This is a genomic window from Planomonospora corallina (assembly GCF_042650625.1).
In the GTDB taxonomy this organism is placed as follows: domain Bacteria; phylum Actinomycetota; class Actinomycetes; order Streptosporangiales; family Streptosporangiaceae; genus Planomonospora_B; species Planomonospora_B corallina.
Genome location: NZ_JBHSBM010000075.1, coordinates 56,784 through 70,323 on the forward strand (window position 1 = coordinate 56,784; position 13,540 = coordinate 70,323).

The 13,540-nt window shown below is 71.6% G+C and carries 11 protein-coding genes and 1 tRNA gene; 2 read left to right on the plus strand and 10 right to left on the minus strand.

What is annotated here, in order from left to right:
• Nucleotides 1-36 precede the first annotated feature (36 nt).
• The gene (locus tag ACFOWE_RS32180) at nucleotides 37-282 is read right to left on the minus strand and encodes a cell division protein CrgA (RefSeq protein WP_377294551.1); all 246 of its coding nucleotides are present in this window, start codon (nucleotides 280-282) and stop codon (nucleotides 37-39) included.
• A 278-nt stretch (nucleotides 283-560) separates the two neighbouring features.
• Here ACFOWE_RS32180 and ACFOWE_RS32185 point away from each other — a divergent pair, with 278 nt between their 5' ends.
• On the plus strand, nucleotides 561-1,169 hold the full coding sequence (locus tag ACFOWE_RS32185; RefSeq protein WP_377294553.1) for an anthranilate synthase component II: 609 nt from the start codon (nucleotides 561-563) through the stop codon (nucleotides 1,167-1,169).
• A 202-nt stretch (nucleotides 1,170-1,371) separates the two neighbouring features.
• Here the strand turns inward: ACFOWE_RS32185 and pknB are convergent, their stop codons facing one another.
• From pknB to ACFOWE_RS32220, 7 genes are all read right to left on the minus strand, one after another.
• Nucleotides 1,372-3,249, minus strand: coding sequence for a Stk1 family PASTA domain-containing Ser/Thr kinase (pknB, locus tag ACFOWE_RS32190; protein WP_377294555.1), 1,878 nt, complete (start codon nucleotides 3,247-3,249; stop codon nucleotides 1,372-1,374).
• 82 nt (nucleotides 3,250-3,331) lie between these two features.
• Nucleotides 3,332-4,849 carry a serine/threonine-protein kinase gene (locus ACFOWE_RS32195; RefSeq protein ID WP_377294557.1) on the minus strand — a complete coding sequence of 506 codons (1,518 nt, stop codon included), beginning with the start codon at nucleotides 4,847-4,849 and terminating at the stop codon, nucleotides 3,332-3,334.
• Entirely contained in the window at nucleotides 4,846-6,309 is a 1,464-nt protein-coding gene (locus ACFOWE_RS32200) for a peptidoglycan D,D-transpeptidase FtsI family protein (protein WP_377294559.1), read from the minus strand. The genes ACFOWE_RS32195 and ACFOWE_RS32200 overlap by 4 nt, the downstream gene beginning before the upstream one ends.
• A complete protein-coding gene (locus ACFOWE_RS32205) occupies nucleotides 6,306-7,688 on the minus strand; it encodes an FtsW/RodA/SpoVE family cell cycle protein (RefSeq protein ID WP_377294561.1) in 1,383 nt (460 codons plus the stop codon). Before ACFOWE_RS32205 ends, ACFOWE_RS32200 begins: the two co-directional genes overlap by 4 nt.
• A gap of 4 nt (nucleotides 7,689-7,692) precedes the next feature.
• Nucleotides 7,693-9,030: a PP2C family protein-serine/threonine phosphatase gene (locus ACFOWE_RS32210; RefSeq protein ID WP_377294563.1), complete on the minus strand. Its 1,338-nt coding sequence runs from the start codon at nucleotides 9,028-9,030 to the stop codon at nucleotides 7,693-7,695.
• Nucleotides 9,027-9,494: an FHA domain-containing protein FhaB/FipA gene (locus ACFOWE_RS32215; RefSeq protein ID WP_377294565.1), complete on the minus strand. Its 468-nt coding sequence runs from the start codon at nucleotides 9,492-9,494 to the stop codon at nucleotides 9,027-9,029. Before ACFOWE_RS32215 ends, ACFOWE_RS32210 begins: the two co-directional genes overlap by 4 nt.
• Nucleotides 9,495-9,511: 17 nt before the next feature.
• The gene (locus ACFOWE_RS32220; protein WP_377294567.1) at nucleotides 9,512-10,252 is read right to left on the minus strand and encodes an FhaA domain-containing protein; all 741 of its coding nucleotides are present in this window, start codon (nucleotides 10,250-10,252) and stop codon (nucleotides 9,512-9,514) included.
• Nucleotides 10,253-10,346: 94 nt separating this feature from the next.
• Here ACFOWE_RS32220 and ACFOWE_RS32225 point away from each other — a divergent pair.
• Nucleotides 10,347-10,429, plus strand: a tRNA-Leu gene (locus tag ACFOWE_RS32225).
• A gap of 565 nt (nucleotides 10,430-10,994) precedes the next feature.
• On the opposite strand, the gene ACFOWE_RS32230 is transcribed toward ACFOWE_RS32225, so the two are convergent.
• On the minus strand, nucleotides 10,995-12,029 hold the full coding sequence (locus ACFOWE_RS32230; RefSeq protein WP_377294569.1) for a hemolysin family protein: 1,035 nt from the start codon (nucleotides 12,027-12,029) through the stop codon (nucleotides 10,995-10,997).
• Entirely contained in the window at nucleotides 12,026-13,477 is a 1,452-nt protein-coding gene (locus ACFOWE_RS32235) for a hemolysin family protein (RefSeq protein WP_377294570.1), read from the minus strand. Before ACFOWE_RS32235 ends, ACFOWE_RS32230 begins: the two co-directional genes overlap by 4 nt.
• Between the last annotated feature and the right edge of the window lie 63 nt (nucleotides 13,478-13,540).

Here is a 13,540-nt window from a genome sequence, read left to right on the forward strand (position 1 = left end):
GAAATCCCCAGGGTGTGGACAGCCCTGTGGAAAGAACTAACGCCAGCGGGTGGAGAGAATCACACCGAAGATGATGAAACTGAACCCGATCAGCAGGTTCCAGTTCTGCAGAGGGCCGAGGACGGGAGCCTGCGGCGCCACGTAGTAAACGGCGATCCACAGGATGCCGATGATCCAGGAGGCCACCATGACCGGCGCCAGCCAGCGGGGGCTCACCTTGGGCTGCTCGGCGGTCTTCGGCGGGGTGTAGACCGCCTTCTTACGAGTCTTGGACTTGGGCACTGGGTTCTCCTGCGTCAACCCTGCGCGGTCCGGATCGTGCGCAGGCTCTCTGTCGGTCAGCGTAGTCGCTGGTGAGCAAGGATAGTCGGCGCAGATGGGACATGGCGATCCCACGGGCGGGAGCTTTCCCCTGCCAGGGGATCGTACGGCCCGCCGACGGACATATTCTGATATGCCGTGCTTCTCTGCTCCTCCTCCTGCTCGTTCCCTTGGTCGTCTCCATGGTCGTTCCCGCGGTCCGGGCCGTGCGCCCTCTCCCAGCACCCGCTCGTGGCGCGGTGAGACGCGTCCTCGTCGTGGACAACCACGACAGCTTCGTCCACACCATCGTGCAGTACCTGCGTGAGCTCGGCGCGCTCTGCGACGTGCGACCGCGCGACCACGTGACGGTCCGCGACACGGCCGGGTTCGACGGGGTCCTGGTCAGTCCGGGGCCCGGCGCCCCCGAGGACGCCGGGGTGAGCGTGGAGCTCGTCACCCACTGCGCGGCCCGGGGACTGCCGCTGCTCGGGGTCTGCCTGGGGCACCAGGCCATCGCGCTCGCCTACGGCGCGACCGTGGCCCGCGCCCCCGAACTGATGCACGGCCGTACCAGTGAGATCCTCCACGACGGACGCGGCGTCTTCGCCGGGCTGCCCTCACCCGTCACCATGACGCGCTACCACTCGCTGGCCGTACGGCCCGACACGGTGCCGGAGATCCTCCAGGTCAGCGCGGCCACCGCCGACGGCGTGGTCATGGGGCTGCGCCACCGCACGGCCCCGGTGGAGGGTGTGCAGTTCCACCCCGAGTCGGTGATCTCCGAGCACGGCCACCGGCTGCTCGGAAACTGGCTCGGCCGGATTCCGGACGGGCCGTGTAACGCCTCCTCCCCGCCGGACGATTGACCAGTGAGCCCTTCCGCCATTGCCCCCGAGTGGCGGAAGGGCTCTTCTCGTGCCCCGCGCGGTCTCCGCACGCGAAAGGCTCCGCCGGACGCCCTTCGGGTTCCCCGGCACGCGGAAGGCCCGGCAGGACGCCTCCACCGGCCCCCGGCACGCGGAAGGCCCCGCCGGACGGCGGGGCCTCCTGTCGTGCTCCGGACGGGCGTCAGCCCTGGTCGCCGGGAGGCTCGTCGAAGAACGGGTCCTCCTCCTCGGTCGGCACGTCGCCGGTCGGCGTGTCGCCGGTCGGCTGGTCCGTCGGCTGGTCGGTCGGGTAGTCGGGGCTCTCGGTCGGCACCGGCGGCTGACCGCTGGACACGACGATGGTGATCGTGGTGCCCGGCTGGAGCCGCGTCCCGGGCTCGGGGGCCTGGCTGAGGACGGTGCCCTCCGGCAGGTCGCTCTCCTGCTCGACGGTCTTCACCTTGAAGCCCGCCTCCTTGAGCATCGCGGTCGCGTCCTTCACCGTGAGGTTGACGACACCGGGGACCTCGACGGCCTCCTTGGGGATGTAGATGCGGACGCTGCTGCCCTTGGCGGCCTTCTTGCCCGGCGCCGGGTCGGTCTCCAGGACGGTGCCCTGCGGGCGGGAGGACGCCTTGGTCCCCACGTTCACCTCGAAGCCCGCGTCCTGGAGGATCTGGGTGGCCTCATCCTGGGGCCTGCCGACCACGTCGGGCACCGCGACCTTCTCCACGCCCTTGGAGACGTGGAGCTTGACCGTGGATCCCTCGGCGACCTTGGTGCCGCTCGCCGGATCGGTCTTGATGACCGCGCCGGCCGGCTGCTCGTCGTCGAACTCCTCGACCGTCTCGACCTTCAGCTTGAGGTCCTCGAGCCGCTTGGTCGCGGCCTCCGCCGTCTGCGAGGTCAGAGTCGGGATCGTCACCTGCGTATCGCCGGTGGGCGTGCCCGGGGAGCTGAGGAACATGTAGCCCACGCCGATGAACGCGCCGATGATCAGGAGCGGGATGACGATCCACGCGGCGGTCTTGAGCGCGGTGTTCCCGCCGTTCTGCGCCCGCCGGCGGCCACCGGCGCCCCGCACCGCCGTACCGGTGTCCTCGGGACCGTACTCGTAGGGTGGGACGGCGGTGGTGCGCTGCGTGGCGGGCCCCGACTGGCCGGCCATCGTCGGCTGCATCATCTGGGTCGCCCCGCCGTAGCCGCCCTCGGCCAGCGCCATCGTCTGGGCGTCCATCGGCATGCCGGACAGGGCCCGCTGGATGTCGGCCCGCATCTCCCCGGCGCTCTGGTAGCGCTGGCCGGGGTCCTTCGCCATGGCCTTGAGCACGATGGCGTCGGCCCACCTGGGGATGTCGGGGTCGATCTGCGACGGCGGGACCGGGTTCTCCCGGACGTGCTGGTAGGCGATCGCCACCGGGGAGTCGCCGGTGAACGGCGGCTGCCCGGTCAGCAGCTCGTACAGCACGCAACCGGTGGAGTAGATGTCGCTGCGGGAGTCGACCCGCTCGCCCCGGGCCTGCTCCGGAGAGAGGTACTGCGCCGTGCCGATGACCTGGGCGGTCTGCGTCATGGTGGCGGCGGAGTCGGCCATCGCCCGCGCGATGCCGAAGTCCATCACCTTCACGTCGCCGTTGCGGGTGATCATGATGTTCGCCGGCTTGATGTCCCGGTGGACGATGCCGCCGCGGTGGCTGTAGTCCAGCGCCCGCAGGATGCCGTCGACCAGCTCGGCCGCGCGCTCCGGCATCAGCCGCCGGTCGGCCCGGAGGATGTCGCGCAGCGTGCTGCCGTCGACGTACTCCATCACGATGTACGGCACGGGCGCGCCCTCGGAGACGTCCTCACCGGTGTCGTAGACCGCCACGATGGCCGGGTGGTTCAGTGAGGCGGCGGACTGCGCCTCCCGGCGGAAACGCGCCTGGAACGTGTGGTCCCTGGCCAGATCCGCACGGAGCGTCTTGATCGCGACGACCCGGTCCAGCCGGATGTCTCGGGCGCGATAGACCTCGGCCATGCCGCCACGCCCGACGACGCCGTCAAGCTCGTAGCGATCGCCGAGGCGTCGAGGCTGAGTCATTTCCTGCACTGTCCCTTACCGTTCATCTTGGGTGCCGGTGATCTCTCAGTCCACCGGTGTCCATCATCGGCCCCTTGCCGCATCACGTCTCCCCGTCCGGGGGAACTGTCTCGCCGGGTTCGGTGGTGACGGTCGGGGTGGGGGTCTGCGTCACCGTCGGGGGCGGGGGTGTCGGGGTCGGGGTGGTCGGTGTGGGGCTCGGGGTCGGTGACTTCGTCGGCCGGGCGCTGGGCGTGGCCGACCTACTTACCGTAGCCGACGGCGACGGCGTAGGGCGGGGCGACGTGGTCGGAGTGACGGTCGTCCTGGTCGCGGACGGCCGGCTCCTGCTCGGGGTGGCCGACGGCGACGTGGCGGCGGGGGGTTCGGAGGCGGGCGGTCTCACCGACTCCCTCGCGTCGCCGGGGCCGTCCATCCGCTGGACCACCAGCGCGCCCAGCCCGACGGCGGCGGCGCAGCCGGCGACCACCGCGGTGATGACGCCGGCCCGCCGTACGTCGCGACGGCCCCGGGCGGCCCGCGTGCCGCCGGCCGGTGAGGTGCGGTTCCGTCCGGGACCCGTGCCGGCCGCCAGGGCCCCGGAGGACGCGGCCGTCCCCCGGGGTACGGCCGGACCACCCGTGACCGGGTCCATGCCCGGGTCCATGGCCGGTACGGATCCCGGCACGGTGGGATCCTGCGGGCGGGCCGGGGAGAACGGGACAGCCGAGGGGTCCACCCGCCACCCGGCGGGGTCGGTCAGCGTGCCGAGCCCTGCCGAGATCACCGCACCCGTCGTACCCGCCGCGCCCGTGAGCGACTCACGCAGCGCGTACGCCCGCTCCGCCAGCTCCGGGGCGCCGGACGGGCGGCGCGCCGGATCCTTGGCCAGGCACGCCATGACCAGCTCGCGCACCGGAGCCGGGACGCTCCCCGGCAGCGGCGGAGGCTCCTCGTTGAGGTGCATCAGCGCGATCGCCACCTGGTTCTCGGCGGTGAACGGCGGACGGCCCGCCAGGCACTCGTAAGCCACGACGCCCAGCGAGTAGAGGTCGGTGGCCGGGGTGAGCGCGGTGCCGGACGCCTGCTCGGGGCTGACGTACTGGGCGGTGCCGAGGATCGTCCCGGTCTGGGTGACGGGCGCGGCCTCCAGCGCCCGGGCGATGCCGAAGTCCGTGATCTTCACGGCGCCGGTCCCGGTGACCAGCAGGTTGCCGGGCTTGATGTCCCGGTGGATGATCCCGGCGCTGTGCGCGGTGTTCAGGGCCATGGCGGTCTGGTACACCACGTCGAGGGTGTCGCCCGGGGTCAGCGCACCGTTGCGCGCGATGATGGCCGCCAGCGACTCGCCGGGGACCAGCTCCATCACCAGGAACGCGACGTCGTCGGCCTCGCCGTAGTCGTAGACCTGGGCGATCCCGGGGGCGGCCAGCCCGGCCGCGATCCGTGCCTCGGTGCGGAACCGCCCGCGGAAGGCCGGGTCGGCCGCGACGTGCCGGTGGAGCAGCTTGACCGCCACCTCGCGGCCGAGCAGCTCGTCCCTGGCCCGCCAGACCTCACCCATGCCGCCCGCGGCCACCCGCCCCAGCAGGCGGTAGCGGTCACCGAGGAGCGACGTCACTTGTTCAGCACCGCTTCCATCACGCTCTTGGCGATGGGGGCGGCGGTCTGCCCGCCGGAGGCGTCGCTGCCGGCGCTCCCGGACTCGACGATGAGCGCGACGGCGACCTCGGGCTCCTGGCCGGGACCCGCGGGGGCGAAGGAGATGAACCACGCGTGCGGGTCGCGGCCCTCGGCGGTCTCGGCGGTGCCGGTCTTGCCGGCGACGGTGACGCCGGGGATCTGCGCGGCGCCCGCCGTGCCCTCGGCGACGACGTTGACCATCATCTCCCTGAGCTTGGCGGCGTTCTCCTCGCTCATCGCCTCGGTGAGCTCCTCGGGGTCGGCGGCCTCGACCTCCGTACCCTCCGCGTCGGCGACCTTCTCGACGAGGTACGGCTTCATGACCACGCCGTCGTTGGCGATGCCCGCGGCGATCATGGCCATCTGCAGCGGCGTCATCTGGTTGCTGCGCTGGCCGATCGAGGCCTGGGCGAGCGCGGCCGCGTCCTCCTCGGGGCCGATGCTGCTGGGCGAGACCGCCATCGGGATCTCGACGGGCTCACCGATGCCGAAGGCGTCGGCCTGCTCCTTCAGCGCGTCGTAGCCGAGGTCGATGGCGATCTTGCCGAACGGCGTGTTGCAGGACCGCTCCAGCGCGAACGAGAGCGTCACCTGCCCGGAGCCGCACGCCGCGCCGCCGTAGTTCGGCAGGTCGGCGGTGGTGTTCGGCAGGTCGAGGACCTTCGGCGCGGCCACCTGGCTCTGCGGGCCGAGGGCGTCGTCGCTGGCCAGGTAGGCGGCCATGGTGACGACCTTGAAGGTCGAGCCCGGCGGGTAGGTCCGGTTGATCGCCCGGTTCACGAGCGGCTGGTCCTCGTTCTCCTCAAGCTTCGCGTAGGCGCTGTTGACCACCTTCTTGTTCGCCTTGGACAGCTCGTTCGGGTCGTAGGTCGGGATGGAGACCATGGCCAGGATCGCCCCGGTCTTCGGCTCGATCGCGACCAGCGCGCCCTTCTTGCCGCTGGCGCCCAGCGCCTTGTAGGCCGCCTCCTGCGCCTTGGGGTCGATCGTCACCTCGACGTTGGCGCCCTTGGTCTGGGCGCCGGTGAACAGGTCGAGGCTGCGCCGGATGAGCAGGTCGGCGCTGGAGCCGTCGAGCAGGCTGTTCTCCGCCTGCTCGATGGCATGCTCGCTCTCCGGGGCGAAGAACCCGGTGACGGGCGCGTAGACCTTGCCCTCCGGGTAGCGCCGCTCGTACTTGTAGGTGTTGTCGTCGGTCTCGATCGACTCGGCCAGCACCTTGTTCCCCGCGGTGATCCGGCCGCGCTGCACCTGGTAGCGCTCGAAGAAGTTCCGTTCGTTCCGGGAGTCTTCCCGGATACCCTCGGCCTTCACTGCCTGCAGGTAGTTCACGTTGAGCATGAGCAGGCCGAACATGACCATGCAGGCCAGGGCGACACGCTTGAGTGGGCTGTTCATCGCTGGAACACCTGCGTCATTCCTTCGTCCTGGATGGCCTGGGGCGCGGGGCGGCGTGCCGCGTCCGACATCCGCACCAGCAGGGCGATGAGGATCCAGTTGGCCAGCAGCGCCGAGCCGCCCTGCGACATGAACGGCGTGACCAGGCCGGTGAGCGGGATGAGGTTGGTGACGCCGCCGACGATGATGAAGACCTGCCAGGCCAGCAGGAACGACAGGCCGCCCGCCAGCAGCTTGGAGAACGGGTCGCGAGCCGCGATCGAAGTCCGCAGGCCGCGCTCGACCAGCAGCGCGTAGACCATCAGCAGGGCCATCAGCCCGGTCAGGCCCAGCTCTTCGCCGATGGCGGCGAAGATGAAGTCGGAGATGGCCAGCGGGATCACCTTGGGCTGGCCCTGGCCGAGCCCGGTGCCGAGAATGCCGCCCTCGCTCATGGCGAACAGGCCCTGCATGAGCTGGGCGCTGCCGCCGGGGGAGCGCTCGTAGAGTACGGGGTCCTCCGGATTGAGGAAGATCTCCCAGCGGGCCTGCACATGGGTGAAGATCATGCCGGCGAGGACCGCGCCGCCGAGGAAGAGCAGGACGCCGATCAGCACCCAGGAGGTGCGCTGGGTGGCGACGTAGAGCATCACGATGAACGTGCCGAAGATCAGCAGGGAGGAGCCGAGGTCCTTCTGCAGGATCAGCACGCCGAGGCTGAGCCCCCAGGTGACGAGGATCGGCCCCAGGTCGCGGGCGCGGGGCAGGTCGATGAAGAGCAGCCGCCGCCCGGCCAGCGCCAGCACGTCGCGCTTGGCCACCAGGTAGCCGGCGAAGAAGACGATCAGCGCGAGCTTGGCGAACTCGGCCGGCTGGAGCTGCCCCACGCCGGGGATGCCGATCCAGATGCGGGCGCCGTTGACCTCCTGGCCGAGGAACGGGATCAGCGGCGAGACCAGCAGGAACAGGCCCAGGGCCCCGGCGGTGTAGGTCAGGCGCTGCAGCGCCCGGTGGTCGCGGAGCACGACCAGCGTCACGGCGAACAGCACCACCCCGACCGCGGTCCAGAGCAGCTGTGTGTTGGCCGAGGCGCCGAACGCGTCGGACTCCTCCAACCGATAGATCATCACCAGCCCGAGGCCGTTGATCAGCGTCACCAGCGGCAGGATCAGCGGGTCCGCCCACGGGGCGAACTTCGCCAGCACCAGGTAGGCGGCCAGCATGAAGCCGCCCAGGCTGAGGCCGTAGGTGAGCATGCCGGAGGGGACCCGGCCGTCGATGGCCATGCCCACGTTGGCGTAGGCCCCCAGGGTGATCAGGACCGCGAAGGCGAGCATCGCCAGCTGCGCCAACCGCCGCTTGGACGGCAGGGGGACGGGTTCGACGCTAGGGGTGCTCATGTCTCTATCGTGACCTTGTGGGCTGCGGGGTGGCGGTGCCCTGCGGCGGACCGGTGGTCGCCGCGGGCTCGCCGCTGGGCGTGGCCCCGTCGGGGGCCTTGTCCTCGGTGCCGTCGCCGGGGCCCCGCGCGGAGGCCGCCAGCTCCTCGACCTTCTTCTTGCCCGCGTCGACGTTCGCGACCGGGATGCCGTCGCGGACCTGTCCTTGCTGGAACGCGCCGAGCCTCGAGACCGGCACCGTGGTGTTGTAGGCGGTGTCGAAGAGCTCGAAGGGCCCCAGGGTGGTGTTCACCCCGCGGTAGACCACGATCTCGTCACCCCGCACTCCCACGAAGTACTGGTCCTCCAGCCACTGGTTCCCGAAATACCAGCCTAGGCCGCCGCCGACGAGGACGACACTGCCCAGGGAGGCCAGGAGCGGCCAGATCCGGCGGCGCCGGGCCGGACGCGCCGGGGCGGCCCTGGCGACCGGCCCGTCGTCGTCGTCCGTGATGACGGGCTGCGGCATGGTGGCCTGGGCCGCGCCGCCCGGGGACACGCCGTCCGGGGACGGCGGGCGGCCGAGGGTGGAGCCCGCCGCGCCCACCACGGCCGCCTCGGTGACCGGGAAGGCGGCTCCCTCGCCCACCTCGACGACGTCGGCGACCACGCAGGTGATGTTGTCCGGGCCGCCGCCGCGGTTGGCGAGGTCGACGAGCGTGCGGACCACGAGCTCGGGATCGTCGATCGTGGAGAGCGTGTGGTGCAGCGTCTCGGCGCTCACGACGCCGGACAGGCCGTCGGAGCAGAGCAGGTAACGGTCGCCCACCTGGGCTTCGCGGAGCGACAGGTCGGGGTCGACCTCGCCGCTGCCGTCCAGCGCGCGCAGCAGGATCGACCGCTGGGGGTGGGTGGCGGCCTCCTCCGCGGTGATGCGGCCGTCGTCCACCAGCGACTGCACGAGGGTGTGGTCGTGCGTGATCTGGTAGAGCTCCCCGTTGCGCAGCAGGTAGGCGCGGGAGTCGCCGACATGGACCAGGGCGACCTGGGTGCCGGACCAGAACATGGCGGTCAGCGTGGTGCCCATGCCCTTGAGGCTGGGGTCGCGGCCCACCATCTCGTGGAGGCGGCGGTTGGCGTCGCGGACCGCGGCCTCGATGGCCCTGAGCAGGTTGTCGCCGGCGTCGTCCTCCAGGGACGACATGGCGGCGATGGCGACCGAGCTGGCCACCTCGCCGTGTGCGTGTCCGCCCATGCCGTCGGCGACGGCGAGCAGGCGGCCACTGGCGTACGCCGAGTCCTCGTTGCCTTCGCGGAGGAGGCCGACGTCCGAGCGGGCGGCGTAACGGAGTGCGATGGTCATTTGCGCAATTCGATGACGGTCTTACCGATGCGGATCGGAACGCCGAGCGGCACCGGAGTCGGACGGGTGACTTTGGAGCGGTCGAGGTAGGTGCCGTTGGTCGAACCGAGGTCTTCCACGATCCACTGACCGTCCTGGGGGAAGAGCCGGGCGTGCCGGCTGGAGGCGTAGTCGTCGGTGACCACCAGTGTGGCGTCGGGCGCCCGGCCGATGGTGATGGGTGACTCCGAGAGGGTGATGGTGGTGCCCTGGAGGGGGCCACCGGTGACGACCATCTGCCGGGGCTCCCCCTTTTTGGACTTGACCGCGGGCTTGGCCGGTTTGGGAGCCTTGCGCGCGGGGGCCGTGGCGGGCGTGCGGGAACCGAACAAGTCTGTCCGGATCACACCGACCGCGGCAATCACGAAGAACCACAGCACCGCGAGGAACGCGAGGCGGATCAGCAGCAGCGTGAGCTCGGACATGGACCGTCTGTTTACCTTTAATCGCGCCGGAAAACCAGAGTCGTGCGCCCCAGAGTCACGCGAGTACCGTTCTGGAGCTCGACCCGGCGCACCGGCTGGCCGTTGACGAAAGTGCCGTTCGTGGAGCCGAGGTCGACGAGCACGACCTGCGGTCCCTCCACGCGCAGCTCGGCGTGGTGCCGGGACACGCCCGGGTCGACCAGCCGTAGATCACAGTCGGTTCCCCTGCCGAGCAGGGTCACCGGCGTGGTCAGATCGTAGGACCGCTGGCCCTGCGGGTCATCCTGGGTGGAGACCAGCAGGCGGGGCCGGCCCTCGAAGGCGCGCCCGCGCGGGGCCGGCATGTCGGTCGCCGGCTTGCGGATCTCGTCCTGCTCGACCGTGGCGCCGCGGATCACCCCGGAGCGGATCCTGAACAGTCCGACCGCCAGGTCGTCGGCGGTCTCGAAACGCACCCGGACCGGTCCCACGAACGAGTAGCCCTGCTCCTTGGCGTACTCACGGGCGAGGTTGGCCAGCTCGTGACCGATGCTGTCGGCGTACACCTGCAGGCGCTCGCTGTCGGTGGTGGACAGTTCGACCACGAAGTCGTTCGGGACGAGGGTCCGCCCCTGGGCGACGATCGCGGCCCGCTCGTCCATCTCCCGCTGAACCGCGCTGGCGACCTCGACCGGCTGAAGGTCAGACTTGAACGCCCGCGCAAAGGCCCCCTCAACCAAGCCTTCGAGCCTCCGCTCGAAGCGCTGAAGGACTCCCACCGGGTACCTCCCTTCCTCCGTCATCTACAAGGATCGTATCCGGGTTCGTAGGTACCGGCTGATCCGTGCTAATGTTTCGTGCGCACCCAAACAAGGGCGGGTGGCGGAACGGCAGACGCGCACGGTTCAGGTCCGTGTGTCCGAAAGGACGTGAGGGTTCAAATCCCTCCTCGCCCACTCGAAAGTGGCCCCGGCTGGTCGCGGATCTTCTATCCGCTTCCGCCGGGGCTTTCTCGTTGTGTGCTCCAGGGGGACGACCCCCTGGAACCCCCGGTGTGGGGGCGGAGCCCCCACACCCCCGCTGCGCCCGGAGCGGGGGCGGGTCTCTTCTTCCGATATCTGGGGCGGGTCCTTCTCTCGGCGGCCGGGGCGGGTCCCAGGGTGCTCCAGGCGGAGGGCTCCCGCACGGGTTCCGGCAAAGGGCCGGAAAATCTTCTTCCCGGGCGGCGATCCGGTGATCCCGCGTCCGGGGCGGGTCCCCGGGGGCGCCGTGGGGCGGGGGCAGCGGCAGCGGGATTCCGAGGCCTCGCGGACAGGTCATGTGCTTTCGCGCGGGGATGCGGGCCCGCTGCTCCTCTCTCAAGGGGTGCTGCTCTGCCCGCAGGTGTATCCGCGGTCCCTTGCCGGGAGCTTTCGGACGGCTTGCAGGGGCTCCGGAGCTGGGCTTCTTACGCTCTCAGTGAAAAACGGGCCGGAGGAGTCAATCCTCCGGCCCGTCCGTAAATCCGGGACGCGGCCGCCGTCAGCGGGCGACGGGGACCCGGACGTCCAGAAGCTCGCCGAGCAGGTCGGTGAGGCTCACCATGCCGACGACCGCGCCCGTGGCGTCCGTGACGAGGCCCACATGGGCGTGGGCGTCCTGGAGGGCCGCCACCGCCTCCGAGACGGTCGTGGCCGCCGTCAGGCGCGGCACCGGGCGGGCCAGCTCCGCGGGGCTCGCCTCGGGCCGCACCAGCGCGTCCCTGACGTGCATGACGCCCACGATGCCCGACGGGTCACCGGTGCCCACCAGCAGACGCAGATGACCGCTGTCGGCGGCGGTGCGCCGTACCTGCGCCCCGTCGGCGTCGGCGGCCACGCGCACGGCCTCGGCGATGGGCAGCATCATCCGCTCGACCGGCTGCTGGTGGACCCGCAGGGCCCGGGTCAGCAGGTCGTGCTCGTCGCGGTCCAGCAGACCCATCCGGCCGGACTCGCCGACCAGCATGGCCAGCTGGACCGGCGTCCTGGTGGTGGCCAGCTCGTCGCGGGCGTGCACGCCGAACAGGCGGAGAATGGCGTTGGTCATGCCGTTGAGCGCGGCCAGCACCGGCCGGACCAGCCGGGTGAAGCCGCGGAACGGCAGGGCCAGGCCCATCGCCGCGGTCTCCGGATGGGTCAGCGCCCACGACTTGGGCGCCATCTCGCCCACCACCATGTGCAGGAAGGTGACCAGCGCCAGCGCGATCACCAGCGCGATGGGCACGCGCAGCGACTCGGGCACCCCCGCCGCGCCGAAGACCGGCTCCAGCAGGTGCTCGATGGCGGGCTCGGTGACCATGCCCAGGCCCAGCGAGCACAGGGTGATGCCGAGCTGGGCGCCGGCGAGCATGAGGGAGAGCTCCCTGCCGCTCCGCACGGCGGTGCGGGCGACCACCCGGGTGAACCTGCCGCCCTTGGCCCCCAGCTCCTCCAGGCGGTGCCTGCGGGCCGAGATGACCGCGAACTCCGCGGCGACGAAGAAGGCGTTGCCGATCAGGAGGACCACGCCGAGGATCAGGGCTCCGGAGGTGCTCATCGCCGCCCCTCCCGCCCGGCCCTGGCCATGGCGCGCGCCGGCGGCTCACCGGCGGCGTGCCCGGAGGATTCGGCGGCCGTCCCCGGACCGGCCTCCCCGGCGGCGGGGCCGGCCTGGCCGGCCGGCGTGAGCCGTACCCACTCGGGGACCCTGCGGTGCACCGAGAGCACCGTCAGGACCGCGTCGGCCTCGGCCGGGCCGTCGCCCTCCAGCGGGTCGTCGTCCACCGTCAGGGTGACGGTCACCTCGTCGCCGGGCTCGGCCATCCGGCCCAGGACGGCCAGGACCAGGCCCGCGACGGTGTCGTAGCCGTCACTGGTGGGGAGCGACAGGCCGGTGGCCCGCTCGACCTCGTCGATGCGGAGCGTGCCCGGCACCTTCCAGGAGTCGCCGTCCGCGACGGCCTCGGCGGGCTCCGGGTCGTTCTCGTCGACCAGCTCGCCGACCAATTCCTCGGCGAGGTCCTCGACGGTGATCACGCCGGCCAGCCCGCCGTACTCGTCGATGACGCAGGCCAGGTCGTCGCGGGCGGCGCGCATGCGGTCCAGCACGACCGGGAGTGGCAGCGAGTCGGGGACCAGCAGGGCCGGGCGGGTGATCCGCTCCAGCGGGCCGTCGGACAGGCCGGAGCGGAGCAGCTCGCGCACTCCGGTGACGCCTGCCACGTCGTCGCCGGAGCCCCCGCGGAGCACCGGGTAACGGGAGTGGCCGTGCTCGCGCACGGCGTCGAGCAGGTCGGAGACGGGCCGGTCGTGACGGAGCAGCACCACGCGCGGGCGCGGCACCATCACGTCCTCCGCGGTGCGGTCGCCGAACTCCAGCGCGCGCTCCAGCAGCTCGGACAGGCGCGGCGGGAGGTCGCCGGTCTCACCGGACTCGGCGATGATCCGGGACAACTCCTCGGGGCTGGCGCCGTGCTCGACCTCCTCGACCGGCTCCACGCCGACCCTGCGCAGCAGGCCGGTGGCGGCGGAGTCGAACAGGCGGATGACCGGACCGGCGATCTTCAGGTAGACCAGGGTCGAGCCGGCCAGGAACTTGGCGACCGGCTCCGGCCTGGCGATGCCGAGGTTCTTGGGGGCCAGCTCGCCGAAGACCATCTGGATGGCCGTGGCGACCGCGACGGCCAGCGCGATCGCGACGCCCGGCACGGCGGGCGCGGGCACGCCCGCGGCCTCCAGGCCGGGGCGGATCACGGTGGCGATGGCGGGCTCGGCGATGAAACCGACCAGCAGGGCGGTGACGGTGATGCCGAGCTGCGCGCCCGAGAGCATGAACGACAGGCGCCCCGTCACCTCCAGGGCGCGCGCGGCGGCGGCGTCGCCGGCGTCGGCCTGCTCGCGCAGCACGCCGCGGTCGGCGGCGACGAAGGCGAACTCCTGGGCGACGAAGTAGCCGGTGGCGAGAGTGAGAAGCAGTACGGCCAGCAGGCCGAGAGCCGTGTTCACCGGGCGGCTCTCCCGATCAGATCAGTGGGGCCCGTGCGCTCGCACGGGCAGGTACTCCACGGG